Annotated in this window: 21 protein-coding genes; 18 read left to right on the forward strand and 3 right to left on the reverse strand. The window is 56.3% G+C overall.

Going from position 1 to position 23,273, the window contains the following annotated elements:
• Nucleotides 1–51: 51 nt before the first annotated feature.
• The 17 genes from QC823_RS00730 to QC823_RS00810 all read left to right on the forward strand — a co-directional run bounded on the left by QC823_RS00730 (nucleotide 52) and on the right by QC823_RS00810 (nucleotide 18,619).
• Nucleotides 52–444: a phasin family protein gene (locus QC823_RS00730; protein ID WP_309654437.1), complete on the forward strand. Its 393-nt coding sequence runs from the start codon at nucleotides 52–54 to the stop codon at nucleotides 442–444.
• A gap of 211 nt (nucleotides 445–655) precedes the next feature.
• Entirely contained in the window at nucleotides 656–2,137 is a 1,482-nt protein-coding gene (gene pyk / locus QC823_RS00735; protein ID WP_309654438.1) for a pyruvate kinase, read from the forward strand.
• A 24-nt stretch (nucleotides 2,138–2,161) separates the two neighbouring features.
• Nucleotides 2,162–2,959: a molybdate ABC transporter substrate-binding protein gene (modA, locus tag QC823_RS00740; protein WP_309654439.1), complete on the forward strand. Its 798-nt coding sequence runs from the start codon at nucleotides 2,162–2,164 to the stop codon at nucleotides 2,957–2,959.
• Nucleotides 2,959–3,639 (forward strand): molybdate ABC transporter permease subunit, encoded by a 681-nt coding sequence (modB, locus tag QC823_RS00745; protein WP_309654440.1) that lies wholly within the window; start codon nucleotides 2,959–2,961, stop codon nucleotides 3,637–3,639. The genes modA and modB overlap by 1 nt, the downstream gene beginning before the upstream one ends.
• Nucleotides 3,632–4,741, forward strand: coding sequence for an ABC transporter ATP-binding protein (locus QC823_RS00750; RefSeq protein WP_309654441.1), 1,110 nt, complete (start codon nucleotides 3,632–3,634; stop codon nucleotides 4,739–4,741). The genes modB and QC823_RS00750 overlap by 8 nt, the downstream gene beginning before the upstream one ends.
• Nucleotides 4,742–4,771: 30 nt before the next feature.
• Nucleotides 4,772–5,320, forward strand: coding sequence for a DUF192 domain-containing protein (locus tag QC823_RS00755; RefSeq protein WP_309654442.1), 549 nt, complete (start codon nucleotides 4,772–4,774; stop codon nucleotides 5,318–5,320).
• Nucleotides 5,321–5,438: 118 nt separating this feature from the next.
• Nucleotides 5,439–6,449 (forward strand): DctP family TRAP transporter solute-binding subunit, encoded by a 1,011-nt coding sequence (locus tag QC823_RS00760; protein ID WP_309654443.1) that lies wholly within the window; start codon nucleotides 5,439–5,441, stop codon nucleotides 6,447–6,449.
• A gap of 101 nt (nucleotides 6,450–6,550) precedes the next feature.
• Nucleotides 6,551–7,030: a TRAP transporter small permease gene (locus QC823_RS00765; protein WP_309654444.1), complete on the forward strand. Its 480-nt coding sequence runs from the start codon at nucleotides 6,551–6,553 to the stop codon at nucleotides 7,028–7,030.
• The gene (locus tag QC823_RS00770) at nucleotides 7,020–8,321 is read left to right on the forward strand and encodes a TRAP transporter large permease (RefSeq protein ID WP_309654445.1); all 1,302 of its coding nucleotides are present in this window, start codon (nucleotides 7,020–7,022) and stop codon (nucleotides 8,319–8,321) included. Before QC823_RS00765 ends, QC823_RS00770 begins: the two co-directional genes overlap by 11 nt.
• A 93-nt stretch (nucleotides 8,322–8,414) precedes the next feature.
• Entirely contained in the window at nucleotides 8,415–8,654 is a 240-nt protein-coding gene (locus tag QC823_RS00775) for a DUF2798 domain-containing protein (RefSeq protein ID WP_309654446.1), read from the forward strand.
• A gap of 166 nt (nucleotides 8,655–8,820) precedes the next feature.
• The gene (locus QC823_RS00780; protein ID WP_309654447.1) at nucleotides 8,821–10,209 is read left to right on the forward strand and encodes a KamA family radical SAM protein; all 1,389 of its coding nucleotides are present in this window, start codon (nucleotides 8,821–8,823) and stop codon (nucleotides 10,207–10,209) included.
• Nucleotides 10,210–10,509: 300 nt separating this feature from the next.
• Nucleotides 10,510–11,490, forward strand: a complete 981-nt coding sequence (locus tag QC823_RS00785; RefSeq protein WP_309654448.1) for a TAXI family TRAP transporter solute-binding subunit — start codon at nucleotides 10,510–10,512, stop codon at nucleotides 11,488–11,490.
• Nucleotides 11,491–11,626: 136 nt separating this feature from the next.
• Nucleotides 11,627–14,221 (forward strand): TRAP transporter permease, encoded by a 2,595-nt coding sequence (locus tag QC823_RS00790; RefSeq protein ID WP_309654449.1) that lies wholly within the window; start codon nucleotides 11,627–11,629, stop codon nucleotides 14,219–14,221.
• A gap of 13 nt (nucleotides 14,222–14,234) precedes the next feature.
• Nucleotides 14,235–14,663, forward strand: coding sequence for a universal stress protein (locus tag QC823_RS00795; protein ID WP_309654450.1), 429 nt, complete (start codon nucleotides 14,235–14,237; stop codon nucleotides 14,661–14,663).
• A 233-nt stretch (nucleotides 14,664–14,896) separates the two neighbouring features.
• Complete coding sequence (locus tag QC823_RS00800) at nucleotides 14,897–15,715, forward strand: DUF2189 domain-containing protein (protein ID WP_309654451.1); 819 nt, start codon at nucleotides 14,897–14,899, stop codon at nucleotides 15,713–15,715.
• 134 nt (nucleotides 15,716–15,849) lie between these two features.
• Complete coding sequence (locus tag QC823_RS00805) at nucleotides 15,850–16,416, forward strand: putative pterin-binding protein (RefSeq protein ID WP_309654452.1); 567 nt, start codon at nucleotides 15,850–15,852, stop codon at nucleotides 16,414–16,416.
• On the forward strand, nucleotides 16,406–18,619 hold the full coding sequence (locus tag QC823_RS00810) for an ATP-binding protein (RefSeq protein WP_309654453.1): 2,214 nt from the start codon (nucleotides 16,406–16,408) through the stop codon (nucleotides 18,617–18,619). The genes QC823_RS00805 and QC823_RS00810 overlap by 11 nt, the downstream gene beginning before the upstream one ends.
• A gap of 78 nt (nucleotides 18,620–18,697) precedes the next feature.
• Here the strand turns inward: QC823_RS00810 and betT are convergent, their stop codons facing one another.
• Nucleotides 18,698–20,749 (reverse strand): choline BCCT transporter BetT, encoded by a 2,052-nt coding sequence (gene betT / locus QC823_RS00815; protein ID WP_309654454.1) that lies wholly within the window; start codon nucleotides 20,747–20,749, stop codon nucleotides 18,698–18,700.
• A gap of 214 nt (nucleotides 20,750–20,963) precedes the next feature.
• Nucleotides 20,964–21,359, reverse strand: coding sequence for a hypothetical protein (locus QC823_RS00820; RefSeq protein ID WP_309654455.1), 396 nt, complete (start codon nucleotides 21,357–21,359; stop codon nucleotides 20,964–20,966).
• Between the two features lie 241 nt (nucleotides 21,360–21,600).
• Here QC823_RS00820 and QC823_RS00825 point away from each other — a divergent pair, with 241 nt between their 5' ends.
• Nucleotides 21,601–22,548, forward strand: coding sequence for an alpha/beta hydrolase fold domain-containing protein (locus tag QC823_RS00825; RefSeq protein ID WP_309654456.1), 948 nt, complete (start codon nucleotides 21,601–21,603; stop codon nucleotides 22,546–22,548).
• 3 nt (nucleotides 22,549–22,551) lie between these two features.
• On the opposite strand, the gene QC823_RS00830 is transcribed toward QC823_RS00825, so the two are convergent.
• Entirely contained in the window at nucleotides 22,552–23,244 is a 693-nt protein-coding gene (locus tag QC823_RS00830; RefSeq protein ID WP_309654457.1) for a response regulator, read from the reverse strand.
• Between the last annotated feature and the right edge of the window lie 29 nt (nucleotides 23,245–23,273).

Here is a 23,273-nt window from a genome sequence, read left to right on the forward strand (position 1 = left end):
CCGCTAGCAGCGCTGCTGCTGACGAGTTAACTCACTGCAGGAGAATGTGCCATGAGTAAGGCCGCTGAAAAAAACACGCAACAGCTCAACACTATTTTTGTTTCGCCCATGCGTAGCTATACAAACGCTGCGCTTGATTACTATGATCAAGCCGTGAGTGCCCAGCTCGACGCCGCCCGTGCTTACGCTGACATGTCAGTTGCGCAGATGCGTCTTTGGCTAGAGGTCAGTGACGCTGACAGCCTGAAAAAAGCGCTGGATAGCCAGCAGAAAGCTGCAGGTGACATGGTCGAGCGTTTTAAAAACGATGCGGAAAAGCTCACGTCGCTGGGACAGACTTTCATGCAGGAAAGCCAAAAGATGGCGGAAGAAAACATGAAAAACGTCACTGACGTTTCGCAGAAAGCCGCTAGCGAAGTAACGCAGAAAGTGACGCATTTGTAAGCGAGATTTTTTTACCACAAAACGCCACGGCCTAACCGCCGTGGCGTTTTGGGTTTAGGCGTGCTGTTTAGGCGAATTATTTTTAAGCGTACTGTTTTAAGCATACTGTTTTAAGCGTATGGAGGCGTGGCACCTCTAATTGTCATGGGATGTGCTTTATACTGGCGTATCAATAGCACCGTTACGTTTACCTGCATGGCCCGGGAGCATTATGAACGCACTGCATTACTCTTCCATTCGTCGTACTAAAATTGTGGCCACTCTTGGCCCCGCCAGCGACCGCGAGGGCGTTTTAGAAGCCATGCTGGCTGCTGGGGTTGACGTGGTGCGTCTTAATTTTTCTCACGGTACAGCGGAAGATCATCGTCATCGCCTGAACAATGTGCGTGAAATCGCCGCCAAGCTTGGGCGCAGCGTGGCAGCGCTTGGCGATCTGCAAGGCCCTAAAATTCGTATCGCGCGTTTTAAAGACGGCGCGGTCACGCTTAAGGAAGGTCAGCCATTTATTTTGGACATGGCCATGGACGGCGAAGCCGGCAATGCCGAGCACGTTGGCTGCGACTATAAAACCCTCGCGAATGATGTCGTCGCAGGTGACCGCTTGTTGCTTGATGATGGCCGCGTGGTGCTGGACGTAACCGGCGTTGAAGGGCAGCAGGTGCATACCAAGGTTGTAGTGGGCGGCAAGCTCTCCAACAACAAAGGCATCAACAAGCAAGGCGGTGGCCTATCGGCGCCAGCGCTGACCGAGAAAGATAAGGCTGACTTGAAGACCGCCGTCGACATTGGCGTGGATTATCTCGCTATCTCCTTTCCCCGCAACGCAGAAGATATGTTTGAAGCGCGGCGCCTGCTTGGCGACGCGGGTAAAGAGATTGGTCTTGTCGCCAAAATCGAGCGGGCCGAAGCGGTGGCGGATGAAGCGACCATGGATGCGATCATCGAAGCCTCTCAAGCCGTGATGGTGGCACGTGGCGATCTCGGCGTGGAAATTGGCGATGCCAAATTGGTGGGCATACAAAAGCGGTTGATTAAGCGGGCAAGGACACTTAATCGCGCCGTGATTACCGCCACGCAGATGATGGAGAGCATGATCACGGCGCCGTTGCCCACGCGAGCGGAAGTGTTCGATGTCGCGAACGCCGTGCTCGATAGCAGCGACGCGGTGATGCTTTCCGCCGAAACGGCAGCGGGGGATTACCCGCTGGAAACGGTGGAAGCGATGGCGCGTGTTTGCCTAGGCGCCGAGCGCGAAAAAGTCGCGCAAGAGTCCGGCCACCGCATCCACGAAGGTTTTACGCGCCCTGATGAAACGATTGCGCTCTCGGCGATGTACGCGGCAAACCACATGGAAGGGGTGGCCGCCATTGCCTGCATGACTGCCTCTGGGTATACCCCGTTGATCGCCTCGCGTATTCGCTCGGGGTTGCCCATTGTGGGGTTGGCGCATAACCCGGTTGCCCAGCGTCGCATGGCGCTTTACCGTGGCGTGGTCTCTTTGCCGTTTGATACCTCTGATTTGTCAGCCACTGAGCTTAATGACCGCGCATTGGCACTATTGGTTGAGCAGGGTATTGTAACGCCGGGGGATCATGTGATTCTTACCCGTGGGGATCACATGAACGCTCACGGCGGCACCAATACCATGAAAGTCATGACAATTACCGAAAAACACGCAAACCCCGCCGCATAATCATCGCCGAAAAGGAGTTCGCTAATGGGTGCATTACGATGGATAGCCGCGTTTGCGTTTAGTGTGATGTTCACTGCCACGGCATCCGCTAAGCCGCCGGTGGTAGCGGCGGCGTCGGATTTGCAGTTCGCGTTAAGCGAGGCCGCTGACGCGTTCACGCAGCAAACGGGTGAGCAGGTGCGGCTTAATTTTGGCTCGTCGGGAAATTTTCGCCGTCAAATCGCTCAGGGTGCCCCGTTTGAACTCTACCTATCTGCCGATGAAGATTATGTTTTTGCTCTGAATGAGGAAGGCTACACCCGCGATGAAGGGGTGCTTTATGCGGTGGGTCGCCTCGTGTGGTTGCAGCCGAAAGGCGCCGGTACGCTACCGCGCCAAGAGGCTCCCCTGGCCGCGGTAGAAGCGGCGATTGCCGCGCAAGCCTCGGGCGAGCGTCAGCGTATTGCGTTGGCCAACCCCGAGCATGCGCCTTATGGTGTTGCCGCGCAGCAGACGCTGGAGCACGCGGGGTTGTGGCATGCGACGACCCCGCTGCAGGTGTTAGGGGAAAACGTCTCGCAGGCAGCGCAATTTGCCTTGTCGAATGACACGCGCGGCGGGTTAGTGGCGTATTCGCTTGCGTTAGCGCCAGCGCTTGCCGAGAAAAGCGACTATGTCCTAATTCCTGAAAGCTGGCATGCGCCGCTGAACCAGCGCATGGTGCTGACACAAAACGCCGGCGAAACGGCCACCGCTTTTTACCATTGGCTACAAAGTGAAAAGGGGCGTGCTATTTTGCAGGACTATGGTTTTAGTGTCCCGGGTTTTAGCGTGCCTGAGTAATGGCAGGCGCGATGGATTGGGCGGCGCTCTCGGTTTCACTGCGCCTGGCGGCGCTGACTTGCCTAATTCTGCTGCCGTTAGGAATCTGGCTTGGCCGAGCCCTAGCTTACGCGCGTTTTCGTGGCAAAGGGCTGTGTGGGGCGCTGGTCGCCCTGCCGCTGGTGCTGCCGCCGACGGTACTGGGTTTTTATCTCTTGCTTAGTTTTAGCCGCGATGCGCCGATAGGCGCTTTCTGGTCGGAGCTCACCGGCAGTGGGCTGAATTTTACCTTTAGTGGCATTCTGCTCGCCTCGTTGATCGCTAACATTCCTTTTGCTGTGCAGCCCATCCAGCGGGCGTTTGAAAGTGTGCCGCGCAACCTTCGTGAAGCGGCTTGGTGCAGTGGGCTTGGCCCGTGGCAAACGCTCTGGCGCATCGAATTGCCGCTGGTGTGGCCGGGGGTACTGTCGGCGTTTGCGTTAACCTTTGCCCACACGCTCGGTGAGTTTGGTGTGATCTTAATGGTTGGCGGTTCAATCGACGGCGAAACCCGGACCCTGGCCATTGCCATCTACGACCGTATGCAGGCGTTTGACGAGCAGGGCGCAGCGTTAATGTCGGCGGTGTTACTGGCCGTGTCGTTTATTACCTTGGGGATTGTGTACGGGCTGGCCGGGCGCCGCAGGTGGGTCAGTGACTGATTTAAAAGTGTGTTTGGCGCAAGATGGACCGATTCCGCTGGCCGCTGATTTTACTTGCCGTCGGGGCGAGCTATTGGCGCTAGTCGGCCCTTCCGGTAGCGGTAAAACGACACTTTTACGCTCGATTGCGGGGCTCTATCAGCCTGCCGAAGGTCATATCGTCTGCGGCGAAACGAGCTGGTTTGATGGCAAAAGTAAGTATTCACTTTCGCCGCAAAAGCGTCGCGTTGGTATTGTGTTTCAGGACTACGCGCTATTTCCCCATCTGACAGCGCTGGAAAATATCGCCCTTCCTTTGCGTCACCTCCCTAAACCGACCCAGCGTGACCGCGCCGAGCAGTGGCTCTCAAGCGTGCGTTTGGAGGGGCTGGGACAGCGCTACCCTCATGCGCTCTCCGGTGGGCAGCGACAACGGGTAGCACTGGCGCGGGCGTTGGCCCGCGAGCCCGAGGTGTTGCTCTTGGATGAGCCCTTTTCGGCGGTGGATCAAGTCACCCGGCGGCGTTTGCAGCGCGAGCTTGCGTTGTTACGTCAGCAAATCGCCATTCCCATTGTGCTGGTCACCCACGACCTAGACGAAGCCACGGCACTGGCCGACCAGATTTGCGTGCTGCATGGTGGGGAGAGCCTCCAGCAAGACACGCCGGATCGGCTCTTTCGCCAACCGGCGACGCCTGCGGTGGCGCGCCTTCTGGATCGACATAACCTGTTTAACGCCAACGTCGTCACAGTGGATGGCCAGCGCTATTTGCAGTGGGGGCGTTTTTCACTAGAAGTGACCGAAGGGCTTGCGCGTTTTGCCGTCGGTGAAGCGGTCACCTGGTACCTGCCGCCGTCGGATATTGTGTTGCATCGGCGTGATCGCCCCTCTAGAGGCGAGCGTGAAAACCCGATACCCGCCATGGTCAGCGAAGTGGTGGCGTTAGGCGGAATAACCTTGGTTACGCTGCGCGTTGCTCACGGCGATATGCTACGTTTTGACATTGCCACCCACGCGGCGCGGCGCAATCATCTTGCTCCCGGTGCTATGGTGAATGTGTCACTTTTGGCGGCTGGGATTCATATCATGCCGGGCACACACGACCTCGCGCGTAGCGATTAACACGCGTGCCGATTAAACGAGGAAAAACCGATGAACCTGACACGTCGCGCGTTACTCACAGCTGCCTTTGCGCTTCCCCTGGTAGCAGCGTTTACGCCGCTAACGTGGATGGGGCAGACGCTTGCTAGTCAAGGGAGTAACGGCGAAGGGGAAGCCGCGCCATTAGAGCAGCGCCCGTTGGTCATTCACAGCGCGCAAGGCCCGCATCGGCTGAGTGTGGAAATGGCGCAAACTCAGGCGCAGCGGCAAAAAGGGTTGATGGGGCGCGAAGTGCTACCCGCCGATCACGGTATGCTGTTTACCTACGCGCGCGAGCAATCGCCCCACAATGGCTTTTGGATGTATCGCACGCTGATTGCGCTGGATATTGCTTTTATCGATAGCGACGGCACGATTGTCGCCATCATGACGATGCCGCCGTGTGAATCCGCGTCGCCGAGCAATTGCCGCGCCTACGCGCCGGGCACGCCTTACCATGCAGCGCTGGAAGTCAATGCTGGTTACTTTGAACAGCGCGGTATCTCGGTGGGCGACTGTGTGTCGCTTTCCGGCAACGCGGGGGCTTGCGGTTCGCCGTAGCGTTCGCAACGTACGACTTTCTTCAACGGTTGTGACGTGCCTAGAATACTAAGCCGACCTTGATTGGCTCGGCTCACGCCAGTAAAAACGACAACACAATAACGCAATAGGATTTGTTATGACGCTGACACGCTCAATGGCTCGTTTAACTGCCGGCTTGGCCGGTGCCGCCCTGCTTTCTGCTTCCCTTTCTGCGCAAGCACGTGAACTTTCTGTCTCTACCGTATTGTCTGATGCCTTCCCCTGGGGGCAGGCGGCAGAAAAGTGGGCAGAGTTGGTGGAGGAACGCAGCGACGGGGAGCTGACGCTGCGGGTGTATCCCAACTCGCAGTTGGTATCCGGTGATCAGACTCGCGAGTTCTCCGCCATGCGCTCGGGGTTGATCGACGCCGCCGTGGGGTCAACGATTAACTGGTCGCCGCAGGTGCCAGAACTTAATCTTTTCTCGCTGCCGTTTTTCATTCCCGATGAAGCCGCGGTGGATGCGGTTACCGGCGGTCAAGCCGGTGAAATGGTGTTTGAGGCCATTGAGTCGCGCGGTGTTATACCGCTGGCTTGGGGTGAGAACGGTTTTCGTCAGTTATCCAACTCCCAAGGCCCTATCAATGAGCCGAGCGACTTGGAGAACCTAAAAATCCGCGTGGTCGGCTCGCCGCTTTTCCAAGATACGTTTAGCGCCCTTGATGCCGACCCCACGCAAATGAGTTGGGCGGATGCCAAGCCGGCATTGACCACTGGCGCAGTAGACGGCCAAGAAAACCCGCTCTCGGTGTTTGATGTGGCGCGCATTGATCAAGTGGGTCAAGAGCACCTGACGCTTTGGAACTACATGAATGACCCGCTGATTTTTGCCGTGAACCAGCGCGTATGGCAATCGCTTAACGAAGACGAACGCACGTTGCTGCGGGAAACGGCGGTAGAGGCTGGCGAGTGGGAAATCGCCATGACCCGCGAACAAGAGAGCGAGCGCCTTGCGGCCATTCAAGAACGCGGCGTGACGGTAACGGAGTTAAGCGACGCCGAGTACCAGGCGTTTGTTGACGCGACGCAATCCGTTTATGAAAAGTGGGCGCCGCGAATCGGCGACGAACTCGTTGAAGCGGCACAGGCGGCCATCGACGCCCGTTAACGGTTGACCAAACGCTTGTTGTACTTCTCCACCGCCCTTGAATGGCCCTTTAAAAGCCAAGGGCGGTGAAGTCTGTGGGACTGTTTTAAAAGGTACGTCTGATGCAGGGGAGACCCGATGCGCGCCCAGAACGCTGGCTGGGGGCAATTGCTTTAATCATTATTGCGTTGATTAGCTTGGCGAATGTGGTCACACGCTACGTGACCGGCGGTTCGTTTTCTTTCACGGAAGAGTTTTCGGTATTCCTTCTCGTGGTGCTGACCTTTGCCGGTGCCTCTGTGGCGCTGCGGCGTAACCGCCATATTCGTATTGGGTTGTTAGAGCGGGCGCTGCCGCCGGGGCCGCGTAAGGTTTTAATCGTATTTCAAGCCTTAGGCGCCGCCGCCGTGCTGGGGCTGATTACCTGGTACGGCGCCATACTGGCTTGGCAGGAGTACCAGTGGGGCTCGCTCTCGCCTGGGCTTGGGTTGCCGCAGTGGTGGTATATCGTTTGGCTGCCGCTGCTGTCTGGCGCCATGCTATGGCGTTTATTTGAGCAAACCCGTGATCGTTTGACCGGGAGGCTCACCGATGAGCCCTGATGTGTGGATGATTTTGGCCTTTGCGGGCTTTCTGATCGCGGGAGTACCGGTGGCGTTTGCGCTGGCGCTTTCCGGGGCGGTGGGCATTTTGGCTGGGCTTTCGCCGGAGATGCTGGCAACGCTCGGCACCAATACCTACAACAGTGTTGCCAAGTACCCGTTGATTGCGATTCCGCTGTTTATTTTAACCGGGCTGATTTTTGAGCGGGCCGGGGTGGCGCTGCGTCTGGTGCGCTTTGCTCAGGCGTTGATTGGCCCGCGTCACGGCGGGCTGGCGCTGGTGGCGGTACTGGTGTGTATGATCATGGGCGGCATGAGCGGCTCAGGCCCCGCCGATGCGGCCGCGGTGGCGATGGTCATGCTGCCGAGTATGACCAAAGCGGGTTACCCCAAGCCATTTTCCGCCACCTTGATTGCGGCGTCCGCTTCAACGGCGATTCTTATTCCTCCTTCAGTGGCGCTGATTCTGTATTCGATTGTGGTGCCTGGGGTCGATTTGCGCGCGCTTTTTGCTGCGGGTTTGTTTCCAGGGATTTTGGCGGGTTTGGCACTTTTGCTTCCGGCGCTTTGGGTGTCCAAGCGTTATGGTTGGGAGGGCTCGCCAGGGGAAAGTGTTGAACGCCTCAGTGTGCGAGGGACGTTTAAGCAAGCGCTGCCAGCGCTGTTTGCTCCTGTGCTGATTCTAGGAGGCCTGCGCTCGGGGCTCTTTACCCCGACTGAAGCGGCCGTGGTGGCGGTGGCTTATGGCGCGGTAGTCGGGCTTTACCTTACCCGCGAGCTCTCATGGCGTGATTTGTGGGAATTATTCGGTGAAGCGGCCATTATCTCCGGCGTGGTCATGCTGATTATCGCCTTGGCGGGTATTTTTGCTTGGGCGGGTACGATGCTGGGTACTTTCCGCCATCTGGCTGAGTGGATTATCGGCTTGACCGACAACGGCGTGCTGCTGTTGATCTTCGTTATGCTTGCGGTACTGGTGGCGGGCATGTTGCTCGATGCGATCTCGATTTATCTGATCATGATGCCGATTTTAATCCCTGTCATGCAGCACTTTGAGTGGAACCCAGTGTGGTTTGGCATTCTACTGGCCATGAATATCGCCATTGGGCAATTCACTCCGCCGGTGGCGGTGAACTTGATGGTGACGACCGAAGTGGCAAAAATCCGCTTGGAGCACACGCTGGGCTGGGCATTGTTGTTTGTGCTCGCGATGGCGTGCGCCTTGGCGTTGGTGGCGGTTTTCCCTGCCATCGCGCTGTGGCTGCCGACGATGCTGGGCTATAACGTTTGACCCCTCCCCATTGGCATTGCATTTTGTTAGCAAATAAGTAAATTAAGAATTAAAATATTCTTTTTGGTTATTTGCTGCTTTAGGGAGTTCTTCATGTTGTTTCCGCCACGTTATTCCCGTTGGGTATTTGCGGTTTTAATGTCCATCTATATGGTCACGTTAATGACGTTTGTGATCACTTGGGCAAATACGGGGCTTTCGGAAGGTTTTGTGAGCCGTTGGTGGCGGGCTTTTTATATCGCCTGGCCGATTGCGTTTGGGTTAATTTTGATTGGCGCCCCCAAGTTGCAAAAAGTGACCGCTAAACTGCTAAAAACGCCAAGCGAAAAATGAATCATTTGTTTCATTTATTTCCTTTTTTGGCGACGATCGTTGCAATTCGATGCAGAAATTTGCAACTCTTGCCCTAGGTCTGTACCAATAGCCGTCCCTTATTTCCCGCGCGTGCAGGCACCATTACTTGGCGCCTGTCATAGCGGGCTGCGTCAAGGAGATGGTTATGAATCAACGTGTCAATTTTGCGCTTGGCGACCCCAGTGCCGAGGCCTTTGAAGCGCGTCAGTTTAAAGTCTATACCCACCGCCAATTGGATAAGATTGAGGCGCTTCAGTCTCTGCCTGAGGACCTGCAGTTTGATATGCGGGTGGTCAGCCAGGTGCTGCCGTTTCGTGTCAATGAGTACGTGATTGACGAGCTCATCGACTGGAACAACATTCCCGCCGACCCGGTCTTTCAGCTCACCTTTCCCCAGCGTGGCATGTTGCTCCCCGAACACTACGACGAAGTCGCTGAGCTGGTGCGGCAAGGTGCTTCAGTGGCTGAAATGAAACCGGCTATTGAGCGCATTCGCAGCGAGCTTAACCCGCACCCGGCGGGGCAGATGGATCTAAACCTGCCGCTGCTCGATGGCGAGTCATTACCGGGCATGCAGCACAAATATCAAGAAACCGTGCTGTTTTTCCCCAGCCAAGGTCAGGTATGTCACAGTTACTGCACCTTTTGCTTTCGCTGGGCGCAGTTCGTAGGGGATAAGGACTTGAAGTTTGCCTCCAACGAGGCTGATTCGCTGCACCGTTATCTCGCTGAACACATAGAGGTCACGGATTTGCTGATGACCGGCGGCGACCCCATGGTGATGAAGGCCAAACACCTGCGCATGTACCTGGAAGGGCTGATGCAGCCCGAGCTCGATCACGTTCAGGATATTCGCATTGGCTCAAAGAGCCTGACTTTCTGGCCGTACCGCTTTGTGACCGACCCGGACGCTGAGGATATCCTCGAACTTTTCCGCGAGCTGACAGCGGCTGGCAAGCACGTCGCCTTTATGGCGCACTTCAACCACTGGCAAGAGATGGAAACGCCGATTTGCCGTGAGGCGATTCGGCGTATTCGTGCCACGGGCGCAGAAATTCGCACCCAAGCGCCGCTTTTAAAGCATATTAACGACGATGCGGCGCAGTGGGCGAAGATGTGGACCCAACAAGTGCGTTTGGGGATGATTCCCTACTATATGTTTGTCGAGCGCGATACCGGTGCTCGCCACTACTTTGAAGTACCGCTGGTGCGCGCTTACGAGATCTACCGCGAGGCCATGAAGCACGTGCCGGGCTTGGCGCGTACTGCCCGCGGGCCATCGATGTCTGCCGACCCGGGTAAGGTGGAAATTCAGGGCGTTGCCGAGATTCATGGCGAGAAAGTTTTTGTGCTGCGCTTGATTCAAGGTCGCGATGCCGATTGGATCCAGCGCCCATTTTTCGCCAAGTACAACGAAGAGGCGACCTGGTTACACCATCTGGAACCAGCCTTTGGCGAAAGCGAGTTTTTCTATGAAGCTGAGTTCGCCGCTATGAAAGACGACAAGAAATCGCTGATCATGAAAGCGTCGTGATTGACCGGTGTAACGATGTCATTGTTATGCCTTATGTCATTTGCGTATAGCAATAAACGTCTCCTAAACGCTACGAGCCGCTAGACTGTTCACATGATGCAAAGCACTAGCGGCTCTTTGTATGCTTCGCTAAAAATCATTTTTTTCGCTAAAGTAGAGATAGCCGGTGTGAAGCTGATGCGTGTAATAGGCTGTCTTGAAAAGACTTTGGTGCCCTAGCAGAGGAGCCCCAACGATATTTCAGTGCTAACGGTTACCCGGCGTAAAACGCTTATAACATCAAGATAAAGAGGTGTATCCATGAAACATCATGTATTTTCTACCGCGGCTTTTTCTGGCGCGCTGCTAGGCGCTGCCATGTTTGCCTCACCGGCCATGGCTCAGGATGAAGAACAGTTCATCACCATCGGTACCGGTGGCCAAACGGGCGTTTACTACGTAGTGGGTCAGTCGATCTGTCGCCTGGTCAACCGTCTGGAAGACGCCAACATCAAGTGTAACGCGCCTTCAACCGGTGGTTCGGTGGCCAACATCAATGGCATTAAGTCCGGCCAGTTGGATATGGGGGTTGCCCAGTCCGACGTGCAATACCAAGCCTACCACGGCACCGGTAACTTCGAGGGAGATGCCTACGAGGATTTGCGCGCCGTTTTCCGTGTCCATGGTGAGCCGCTGACCCTGCTAGCCCGCGCCGACTCGGGTATTGAGACGCTTGACGACTTGGAAGGTAAGCGCGTCAATATCGGTAACCCGGGTTCTGGCCAACGCAACACCATGGAAGTGGTAATGGATGCGAAGGGCTGGACTGAAGACACCTTTGCATTGGCGTCTCAGCTGGATGCTGCTGAGCAGGCCGCTGCCCTGGCTGATAACAACGTCGATGCAATGGTCTATGTCGTGGGTCACCCCAACGGCTCTATCCAGGAAGCCACTACGACCGTCGATTCGCGCCTGATCCCGATGAACGACGAAGATATTGACGGCATCGTCGAAGAGTATCCCTACTACTCCAAGTCTGTCATTGCCGGTGGCCTCTATAAAGGCAATCCAGACGATGTTGAGACCTTCGGTGTGGCCGCGACATTCGTGACGACGGCTCAAGCCGATGAAGAAATCATCTACCAGACCGTCAAAGCCGTGTTCGACAACTTTGATCGTTTCAAGCGTCTGCATCCGGCTTTTGAGAATCTTGACCCGGAAGAAATGGTGTCATCAGGTCTGTCTGCGCCGCTACACGATGGCGCGGCGCGTTACTATCGCGAACAGGGCTGGATCGAGTAAGACGGCTCTTCTGAGGTAAGCATGCCTCGGTGAAGAATGCGCGGTCACCTCAGGGGGGCCGCGCATTCTGTGTTTGGGATGCCGAAAGGCATCATCTCGAAAATTCCAAGTCTAATGTTAAGAGCAGGTCACGCTTATGACTGAGGATAACAAGAAGGCTTCGGGATCAGCGGTTGATCTTGAGGATATGGTCGCTTCGACCGATTCAGGGGCTCGTAAGCCGGCCGGCATGCCCGGCAAGCTATTAGTAAGCATTGCGGCGGCGTGGTCACTCTTCCAGCTGTGGATTGCGTCTCCGGTGTCCTTTATGTTGGGTTTTGGGGTGTTCAGCGCGACCGAATCTCGCTCTATTCACCTGGCCTTTGCGCTGTTTCTGGCCTACATGGCCTATCCGGCCCTCAAGCGCTCACCTCGTGACCGCATTCCTATTCAGGATTGGGTCCTGGCGGCAGTGGCGGCTTTTTGCGGCGCCTATATGTTCATGTTTTATGAACAACTATCCCAGCGCCCCGGTGCGCCGATACTGCAGGACGTGATTATCGGGGTGGCGGGGATTTTGCTGCTGCTTGAGGCGACGCGTCGTGCGCTTGGGCCACCGTTGATGATCGTGGCATCGGTCTTTCTTCTTTACAGTCTGGCAGGTCCGTGGATGCCGGGTATTCTCTCTCACGGAGGGGTGAGTCTGTATGGTTTGGTTAACCACCAGTGGCTGACCACTCAGGGCGTATTCGGCATCGCGTTGGGGGTGTCGACCAGCTTCGTTTTCCTCTTTGTGCTCTTTGGTTCCCTGCTCGACAAGGCCGGGGCCGGTAACTACTTCATCAAGGTCGCCTTCTCACTGTTGGGTCACTACAGAGGCGGCCCGGCTAAGGCCGCTGTGGTGGCCTCAGGCATGACTGGCCTGATTTCCGGCTCTTCCATCGCCAACGTGGTGACGACCGGCACCTTTACGGTGCCGATGATGAAGCGTGTTGGTTTCTCCGCTGAAAAGGCGGGCGCGGTCGAGGTGTCGTCTTCGGTCAATGGTCAGATTATGCCGCCCGTCATGGGGGCAGCGGCCTTTCTAATGGTCGAGTACGTGGGTATCTCCTATGTGGAAGTCATCAAGCATGCTTTCCTGCCAGCGCTGATCTCCTATATTGCCCTGATTTATATCGTCCACCTTGAAGCGCTCAAAGCGAACCTTCAGGGGCTGGAAAGCAGTAACCCGCCTAAGCCGCTGGTGCGCAAGGTGGTTGGTTTTCTCGGCGGTCTATTGCTGATGATGATTACTGCGCTGGTCGTTTATTACGGCTTGGGCTGGCTAAAGCCAGTGCTCGGCGATGCTACACCCTGGTTCATTGCGGTGGCGTTGACGGTGGTCTATGTCGCCTTGCTGAAACTGGCATCAGGTTATCCCGAGCTTGAGCTTGACGACCCGGATACCCCTATCTATAAGCTTCCCGAGACGCGGCCTACCGTGCTGGTTGGCCTGCAGTACATCCTGCCGGTCATCGTGCTGATCTGGTGTCTGATGGTCGAGCGCCTTTCTCCTGGGCTTTCCGCTTTCTGGGCGACGGTGTTCATGGTTTTCATTATCCTCACCCAGCGTCCGATTACGTCGATATTTCGCCACCGTAGTGATGTGGGGGCGGACCTTCGCGAAGGTGCCATGGACTTGTGGAATGGCCTGGTCACGGGGGCTCGCAATATGATCGGTATTGGGATTGCCACGGCCACCGCCGGCATTATCGTCGGGGCGGTCTCCCAGACCGGTGTCGGGCTGGTATTGGCTGAGGTAGTGGAAACGCTCGCCATGGGTAACTTGATGCTGATCTTACTGCTGACCGCGGTACTCAGTTTGATCCTGGGCATGGGGCTACCCACTACGGCTAACTACATCGTGGTATCGGCGCTGTTGGCGCCTGTCATTGTGCAGTTGGGGGCACAAAACGGTCTATTGGTGCCGTTAATCGCGGTGCATCTGTTCGTGTTCTACTTCGGCATCATGGCGGATGTCACCCCGCCGGTGGGGCTTGCGTCTTTCGCCGCGGCGGCAGTCTCGGGAGGCGATCCGATTCGCACTGGTTTTCAGGCCTTCTACTACAGTCTGCGTACCGCGGCACTGCCGTTTTTGTTTATCTTCAATACCGACCTGCTACTGATCAATGTGTCATTCCTACAGGGGATCTTGATTTTCGTGGTATCGACCATTGCCATGTTGATCTTCGCCGCGGCCACTCAGGGCTTCATGATTGCCCGCAATCGCTGGTATGAGTCCATCGTGTTGCTGCTGGTGGCGTTTACACTCTTCCGGCCCGGATTCTGGATGGACATGATCCATGACCCCTACGAATCCGTGCCGCCGGCACAATTCGTCCAGGCCCTGGGCGATGTCGATGATGACGCCACCATGCGCTTGCAAATTGCAGGGACCGACGCCTACGGCGACCCCATGACTACCTATATGACCTTGCCAGTACCGGACGGCGATACCGGTGAGCAACGTCTGGAAAATCTGGGCCTGGAGCTGTTTTTCGAGGATGAGCGGGCCGTGGTCGATATGGTGGCTTATGGCAGCCAGGCCTCGGATTTAGGATTTGATTTCGATCAGGAAATCATTGAGGTGCTGGCCCCGGTGGATCGCTGGACCAAGGAGCTGATGTGGATTCCGGCCTTTCTGGTGTTCGGCCTGATTGTCATGATGCAACGCCGGCGGCGTGACAGCGTTACCGTCGCGACGTCCGCCTGAAGGAGAGATCGTCATGTACCATAAGATCATGTTGCCGGTGGACCTCAATGAAGAGGCGTCCTGGAAAAAAGCGCTGCCCACGGCCATTACCCTGTGCCAGACGTTTGGGGCCTCTCTGCATGTGGTGACCGTGTTGCCGGACTTTAAAATGCCGATGGTGGGGGCTTATTTTCCCAAAAACTTCTCAAAGAAGGCACATGACGCCATTAAAGAGGCACAGCATGCGTTTATTCAAGAGAACGTACCAGAGGATATTCAGACCCAAAGTGTCATTGTGGATGGCTCGCCGTGGGAGGCGATCATCAAAGCCGGTAAGCAGCTTGATATTGACCTCATCGTGATGGCCTCGCACAACAAACGTAAATTTGTCGATTACGTGCTCGGCCCCAATGCTGAGCACGTCGTACATCACGCTAAAATGTCGGTGATGATCGTGCGTTAATACCACAAAGCAGCTGATACGTCAGCAAGTGATACGCCCTTAACCCTAGGTATACGCCTGGGGTTTTTTATTAATGATGGCTAATGCACCAACTTTTTTATCGCAACAGAGCTCACTGGTGGATTTTTTGTACATAAGTTGCTTACTCGGCTCGTTAACTGACGCAAGTCAACTACAGTGAAGAAAGAATGTGATTAAGAAAATATTACAATGCTCACAGAAGGAGACATGCGATGAGCTCAACGACAACGAAAACACGCGAGCGTGCAGATGGGCCGACGGTAAAAATTAGCATCAACCCGGTAGGCATGGATCGACCCAGAGCATGGCTGACGGCGGGCATAGAAGACTTCCGGCGTGCACCGGTCATTAGCCTTGTTTACGGTATGTTTTGGGTGGGGCTAAGCATTGGGGTCACGGTAGGTGCCCTGAAATTGGGTTACTGGCATTGGTTGTTGCCGCTGATTGCGGGCTTTATGTTTATTGGCCCGCTTGTGGCCGTGGGGGCTTACGGCGTAAGCCAAGCCCTTGAGCGGGGACGCCCACCCAATTTGGGCGATGCGTTTGGCAGTTGGAAACCGCACGCGGGGCAGTTGGCGATGATGGGCGTGATGATGATGATCTTTTTCCTCGCTTGGATTCGGCTTGCGACACTGCTGTTTGCGCTATTTTTTGGCTTGGAGGCGCCAAGCGCTGACGTGCTTTATGCATCACTGCTCACGACACCCCAAGGACTCGGCATGCTGGCCGTGGGTATGGCAGCCGGTGGCGTGTTGGCCTTTGGTGCTTTCGCGATTACCGCTGTGGCGATTCCGACCCTCATGGATCAAGACCTAACCTTTATGGAAGGGATTGAAGCGAGTATTCGCAGTGTGGCGCGTAACTTTCGTCCAATGCTGCTGTGGGCGGCGATGCTCACCGGCTGTGTGATTATCGGCGTGTTGACCTTCTACATTGGCTTGGCGTTGATATTGCCGATGTTGGGCTATGCCAGCTGGCACGCTTACGAAGATTTGGTACATTGCGAACCGGTGGAAAAAATCGAGCCGTAATTTCAAGGCCTCCTTACCCGGTTTGCCCATTTTCTCTAACTGACCTTAATGACGAGATGACGTACTATTAACGTCATCTCGTTTTATTGTCAGCATGTTAAAGCTGAAAGTGAGGGGCTGTGGTAAGAACGCTTGTGTTGAAAACGTCTGTGTTGAAAGCGTCTGTGTTAAAAACAGTTGTGGGAAAAACGTTAGGATGGGGCGTTATTGTGCTGATGCTCAGCACGTCGCAGGGGCTGGCGCACGAAGAAAGCGATGCCAATGCACTCCCATTGCCGCAAGGTCCGGTAATTTTGACCATCACCGGGGCTCTCGACCGTGCCAATGTCGGCGATGAAGCGCACTTTGATCGCGCCATGCTCAAGGCGCTGCCGCAGCACGACATCCGCACGGATACGCCCTGGACTGATCAGGCCCACGATTATCGTGGACCACTCATGCGCGAGCTGTTAGCGCATGTCGGCGCGCAGAGTGAGCATGTTTTCGTGGCTGCACTGAATGGCTACGATGTGCAAATCCCTACGGATGATTTTGTCGCGTATGACGTCTTACTAGCGATGGAGAGCGACGGTAAGCCGATGCCCATCCGCGAATATGGGCCACTCTGGGTACTGTATCCTTTTGATTATCATAATGAACTGCTAAGCGAGAAAATGCGTTTTCGCGCGGTGTGGCAAGTCATGAGAATCGATGTTCTCTAAGGTGTTATTCCCGCGCTCAGGCCACCTGTTACGCTATCCACGGCGATTGACCGTGGTCGCGATTGTGGCGGTGCTGCTGCTGGCGTCTGCCTTGGTAGTCGCTACGCTGGCCGCTTGGCGACAAGACCACTTGACCCAAAGTTTGCGCGAAGATGTCTCTTGGGTGATATACAAGCTCGACCGCGATACCGTACAGCTGCTGAATCAGCTGCTAGTGGCGACTTCCGGCCCAGTGGCGCCGGCAACCCAAGACACACTTAACCTGCATTTCGAATTGCTTTACAGCCGCTTAAAGGTGCTTAACGAAGGCGAAATCAGTGGTTTGCTTGAGCAAATGCCTTCCGCCCGTGCGTTATTGTCCCGCATTGAAGCGCAACTAGATGTCCTCGACCCAATGTTTGAGCCGCATGAGAACATGTCGCCGCTCCCCGTTGTGGTGATCAAAGATGAATTGATGGCGCTCGCGCAGCTCACCGAACGTTTGATTATTACCACCAACAAGCACTTGGCTGAGTCAGCGACCGAAGAGCGCGCTCGCCTTCGTCAGCTTTACCCTCTCTTGCTCGCGCTGATTGTGGGGATGAGCTTAGCGGCGCTGTTAATCATTCTCTTTTTGATACGAGAGATGCGCGAAAGCACCGCCGCGCGGCGCGAACAAGAGCAATTAAGCCAGCGTTTGGAAGCGACCGCCAAGCAGGCGCAGGCGGCTAACGAGGCAAAATCGGCCTTTTTGGCCATGGTCAGCCACGAGATTCGCACCCCGCTTAACGGTGTGCTCGGCCTGAGTGAAATGCTCAGCCAGCCTCTGACTCGCCCGCAGCTTAAAGACTACGCGCGCACGATTCACGATAGCGCCATCCAACTGCTGGAGATGATCAACGAAATTCTCGATTTCTCCAAAATTGAAGCAGGACATTTAACGCTTAACCCCGTGCCAACTGAACTCGCTACCCTGCTTGAGCAGGTGGTGGCGCTATTCGAGCCCCGCGCGAGCGCCAAGGGCGTGACGTTGAAAACGCATATTGCCGCTGATGTACCGCCTTGGATCCACATTGATGCTACTCGGTTGCGGCAAATTTTGCTCAACTTGATGGCGAATGCGGTGAAGTTTACCGACCATGGCAGCGTCACGGTGACGCTCGAGGCTACCTCTCAGCGCTTACTCATCCGTGTTGCAGATAGTGGCTGTGGCATAAGCCACACACAGCAACAGAGTCTGTTTGAACCGTTTCAGCAAGCCGATGCCAGCGTGGCCCGACGCTACGGCGGCACTGGGCTTGGGTTGGCGATTTGTAAACGGCTTTGCCATGCCATGCAGGGGCGTATTGGCGTTGACAGCGAGCTCGGAGTTGGCAGTACTTTTTGGTGCGAACTGCCGCTAGTGCCCTCCACGCCGTTGGATGTGACCATGCCCACCACGCCCCGAAATGACTTGAGCGGGGTATCGCTTCTTTTGGTGGAGGATAATGCGGTCAACCGCAAGGTCGCCGTTGGCATGCTGCAGCATTTAGGCGCCGACGTTCGCTGTGCTGAAAACGCCGCGCAGGCGCAACGTATGGTCGAGGAGGGCAGTGTCGCGGCGATTTTGATGGACATTCAGCTACCCGACCAAGACGGTTTGGCCCTCACCCAGACGTTGCGCAGGCGCGGTGGATGGCTTGCCGACGTGCCGATTGTGGCAATGACCGCGGGCGGTATGGAAGGCGATCGCCAGCGCTGCCTGGCGGCGGGCATGGATGACTACCTGACCAAGCCGCTTTCGCTTGATGCGCTAAGCCAAATGCTCAAGCGCCAGCTAGGGGGTAACGAGTTAGGGGCTAACGAAGGCACAAACAACCCGCCAACGAGTGAACAACCTCCCTCAATGACCACTGCCCCGCTGGTCGATAGCCGTGTCCTGCAGCAACTAGAGACCACGCTAGGCCACGATAGCGTTGAGCAACTCATCGCCCTGTTTCGACAGCAGGCTGAAACCTACCTGCAAACGCTTAGCGCCTCGCTTGAGAACCCCGCGCGCGTGGCGTATTTAGCCCATCAGCTTCGCGGGGAAGCCGCGAGCATTGGCGCGCACGCCCTGGCCGATGCCGCCTTGAACATGGAGCGCCAAGCCGTGGTATACGCCCCGTTGACCCCCGTCTGGCAAGCGCTCACCGAGGTGGCCAACCAAACCTATGACGCGCTGAGTCAGCGCAGCTTGCTTTAATCTGGATACAAAAATCCCGGCGTTTGACGGCCGGGATTATCAGATTATAAATGGCTTAACCGGTTTTCAGTAAGCCGCTTATGTTTGCTGTGCCTCTTCGGGCGGCTCGCCAATGGTACCGGGCATCGCTTGCACGTTGCCAAGCTGCTGGCCGGCGAGGGCCAAAAAGTGCAGGTGGCGCTCGTACTCAGCGACCAGATCGCCAATGACTTGCCCGCGGGTATAGCCATTGAGGTCTTTATCCTGCCCCCCTTCGGCAAGGTGCACATCCAAGCGCACGTAGTAGTCATCGTCGGCGGGGATAAAGCTTGGTGTGCGCAGGCGGTGCGGGCAGATTTGATAGACAAAGCTAGTAGCTTCGCCAAAATCCACCTGCAGCGTTAAGCGCGGCAGTGACTCATTCTCTAGGGTATCTTCGGTGACATTGGCGCTTTGGCCACGGCTTTCAAGCTCTTGGGCAAATTGCGTCATTGCCGGGCGAATCGCATGCTCGATGGTCGCGGCGGCACCGGCGCGGTTGGAGGTATCCAGCGCGCGGTCCAAACGCTCTTTCCAGTCGCCGCCGGGGGCGCTGCCCGCAATCATACGGCGCGCATCGGCTTTGCTGCCTTCAAGCTTAAGCGCTTTATACATGCCCACCATGATGGCAAAAATCACCAGGGAGAACGGCAGCGCGGTAATCACCACGGCACTTTGCAGCGCGGCAAGTCCCCCGGCCATCAATAAGGCAATGGTGATTAAGCCAATGACCGCCGACCAGAAAATCCGCAGTTTCACCGGAGCATCGTGGTTTACGTCGCTCAAAATAGAGGTGAAGTTAGCCAGGACCAGGGCGCCGGAATCAGCCGAAGTGATAAAGAAGACAATGCCTAACACCGTCACCACAGCGGCGGTAATGGTGACCAGCGGATAGTACTCAAGCAGTGTGTAAAGCGTGGTTTGTGGCGTGCTCAACGCTTGTTCACCCAGCGCTGTCACCCCTTGGTTGGCGACGAGGTCGATGCCGCTGTTCCCGAATACCGACATCCACACCATCATAAACGCGAGCGGAATAAACAAGGCGCCAGCGACAAATTCACGAATGGTGCGGCCGCGGGAAATACGCGCCAGGAACAAGCCCACAAACGGCGTCCAGGCGATCCACCAGCCCCAGAAGAAGATCGTCCACCACATTTTCCACTCTTGAGCGCCCTCACCGTCATAGGCATAGGTATTGAAGCTAGCCGCCACGAAGCCGGACAGGTAGTCGCCTGCGTTGTTTACGACTTTATCCAAAAGCCCCAAGGTGTCGCCGGCGAAAAGCACAAACAACATCAAGCAAAGCGCCAACAGCATGTTGAACTCCGACAGCCGGCGGATGCCTTTTTCCACGCCGCTCACCACCGAAATTGTCGCCAACACCACCACCAGCGCAATCAAAATAATCTGCACCGAGAGGTTTTCCGGCACGTCGAACATATAGTTCAGGCCGTAATTGAGCTGCATCACGCCGATACCTAAGCTGGTCGCGATGCCGAAGACCGTCGATATCACGGCGGTGATGTCTACGGCATTGCCGATCGGCCCGTGAATGCGCTTACCCAATAGCGGGTAAAGCGCGCTACGGATGGCCAACGGCAGGCGGTGGCGGTAGCTGAAGTAGGCCAGCGCCATCCCCATCAACACGTAAAGCCCCCAGCCGGAGAGCCCCCAGTGCAGATAGGTTTGAACCACGGCGTTGCGCATGGCGGCTTGGCTTTCTGGCGTGAGATCGGGCGGGGCCAGGTAGTGGGCCACCGGCTCGGCGACGCTGAAGAACAAAAGGTCAATGCCGATGCCAGCGGCAAACAGCATGGCCGACCAGGAAAGCAGCGAAAACTCCGGCCGCGAGTGATCCGGCCCCAGGCGGATGCTGCCAAAGCGCGACATGCCGATCAACACGACAAAGACCAAGTAAGCCACAATTGCCAGCATGTAATACCAGCCGAAGGTTTTGCTCACCCAGGCGAGGCCAGCATCAAAAAAGGCCCCCGCTTGCTCGGTAAAAAGCATCGTGAGTACGAGAAAAACCAGAATCCCCGCGACACTGCCGTGGAAAACCACGGGGTTTAGTCGGTCGCGTGAAGGGGGCGTTAACGTGTCGTTCGCCATAAAGGCGGCCTCCTGTAGCCGTATCGGTGCGTGTCTATTTTGAATAAACGTTTTTTAAATGAACGTTCAAATAAAATACGCGGTTTACGCTGACGCTTCAAGCGAAGGGGGAGACAAACAGCGAATGGAAAACGACATGAGGGCGGTAATAAACGACAAAACGCCCGGAAAACCGGGCGTTAAGTGGCACTAATAAAAAGTGAGCTCAGCGGAATTATTCGCTGGTGTCAGGCGCCATGCCACGCTCACCGTGATAACCACGCTTATCGCGAGACTCCTTATGCATGTCGCGCATTGCCTCCTGCAACGCGGCTTGCTCATCCTCGGTCAGAATTTCCTGCATGCGGCCGTAGTGCGCTTCGCGCACTTCGCGCATGGCATCGTAGTGAGATTCTCGTGCCTCGTTGAGCTGAGTTTGCTTCTCTTCACTGATGCCCGCCTGCTCGTAAACCGCTTGGCGGCGCTCCTCCATACGCTCTTGCATACGTTCCGGCACATTGCCGCGCTCACCGGTTTTATTGCCGTGGTGGTCGGCGTTAACCGTGGCGGCGAAGGGAATGAAGGCGGCCGCAAGTAAAGCTGAGGCGAAAAACGCACGTGTCAGTTTCATGGTGAACTCCTTATGTTTAGACGCTGGACGCTATGTTGACGCCGAGCGTCATGTTGATGTTGAGGGTTAGTTGATATTGAAAGTATTGCCGGTCGGCGTGCAAACCGTATGCAGAGAGTGTGCAATAAACGTGACGTTATGCTTTAGGGTTTTACGACGTTAAGGGTGACGCCTGAGTTCCTGGCGTGGATACTAGCTAACCAAGGGGAGGGGATGTTTGACGGTTAAGGAGCCGACCACGATGAAACCAAGTCAACACACGAGACCGACAGCGAAACTTGCGCGTACCGTCTGGCGCTGTAGCGGCATTGGCGCGTTAATGTTGCTGCTGAGTGGTTGCGGGGTTACCCACCAAGCAAGCGAAGGCAAGCCAGCGTCAACGCAAGAGGCGCTGCGCGAACCAGTGCCCTTTAGCCGTCAAGCCGCGCGGCGATTCACGCCCGACGATTGGCCCGAGGTCTTACGGGCAGATGTCTACCTGCCGGAAACCTCAGGCGAGCCGCTGCGCCCGGCGGCGCTGGTGGTGCACGGCGGCGGCTGGCGCAACCGCGGCCGGAAAGATATGGAGCAAATTGCCAAAGCGCTTGCCGCGCAGGGCTATGTCACCGTCAATATCGAGCACCGCTTTGCCCCTGAGCACCACTTTCCAGCGCAACTTCACGACCTTCAACAAGCCATGCGATGGCTTCACGCTAACGCGGCTGATTGGCAAGTGGATACCGAGCGCATGGTGGGGGTGGGGTTCTCTTCCGGTGCGCACTTGGTAAGCCTGTTAGCCGTGGCAGGGGCTGAAGGGCCGCTGGCCGAGCCGTATGGTGGCGAGCATGCCCGGCTTGCGGCGGTACTCGCGGGCGGGTTGCCGAGCGATTTGCTTAAATTCAACGATGGCCGCTTAGTCGTGGATTTTATCGGCGGCACGCGAGCACAAAAACGCGAGGCTTACGTGCGGGCCTCCCCGGCACGGCAGGTGACAGGGGCCGCGCCGCCGCATTTTCTCTACCATGGCACGTGGGATCGGCTCGTGCCGGTGGATCATGCCACCGATTTTTATCAGGCGCTGCTCGCTCACGACGTGGAAAGCGAGCTTTACCTGCTGCGCGGGCGTGGGCACTTCGCCAGTTTTTTGTTTAACGACGAAGCGATTGAGGCCGGTATTGCCTTTCTTAATCGGCAGGTCGGGAATCGCTGACGATTAGCCTTCGGGCTCATATTTGTAACCCACGCCGTAAACCGAGCGGATGATGTCTTGCTCGGGCAGTACGTCAGCGATTTTCTTGCGCAGCTTTTTAACGTGGCTGTCGACCGTGCGTTCCGAGACGATGCGGTTATCGCGGTACATGTGATCCATCAGTTGTTCGCGGCTAAAGATACGCCCCGGGGCGTGCATCATCACCCGCAGTAGCTGAAATTCCACCGCGGTCAGGCCGATATCCTGACCGTTAGCGAGCGCTTGCCAGCCATCTTCGTTCAACGTGACCGGTGAGGCTGGGGGCTGTGCGGCAGTATCCGTCGCCTGGCTGCGGCGCAGCACCGCCTTAACGCGTGCCACCACTTCCCGCGGGCTGAAAGGCTTGCAAATGTAGTCGTCGGCGCCGAGTTCGAGCCCAAGCAGCCGGTCGACTTCTTCCACCTTGGCGGTCACCATGATGATGGCGATAGCCGGGTAGTGCTGACGGATCTCGCGGCACAGCGTTAAGCCGTCAACGCCCGGCAGCATTAAATCGAGCAGAATCAACGCAGGCGCTTGCTGTTCAAGCCACGGCATCACCGCCTCGCCGTCTTCCAGCGTGGTCACCGTAAAGCCGTGAGTTTGCAGGTAATCTGCCATCAAACGCGCAATCTTAGGCTCGTCTTCCACAATTAATAAAGAAGCATCGTTGGACATACGGTGTTTGTCTCTTGCGGTGTTGGTCT

Origin of the sequence: Vreelandella vilamensis (genome assembly GCF_031451755.1) — a bacterium.
GTDB lineage: Bacteria > Pseudomonadota > Gammaproteobacteria > Pseudomonadales > Halomonadaceae > Vreelandella > Vreelandella vilamensis.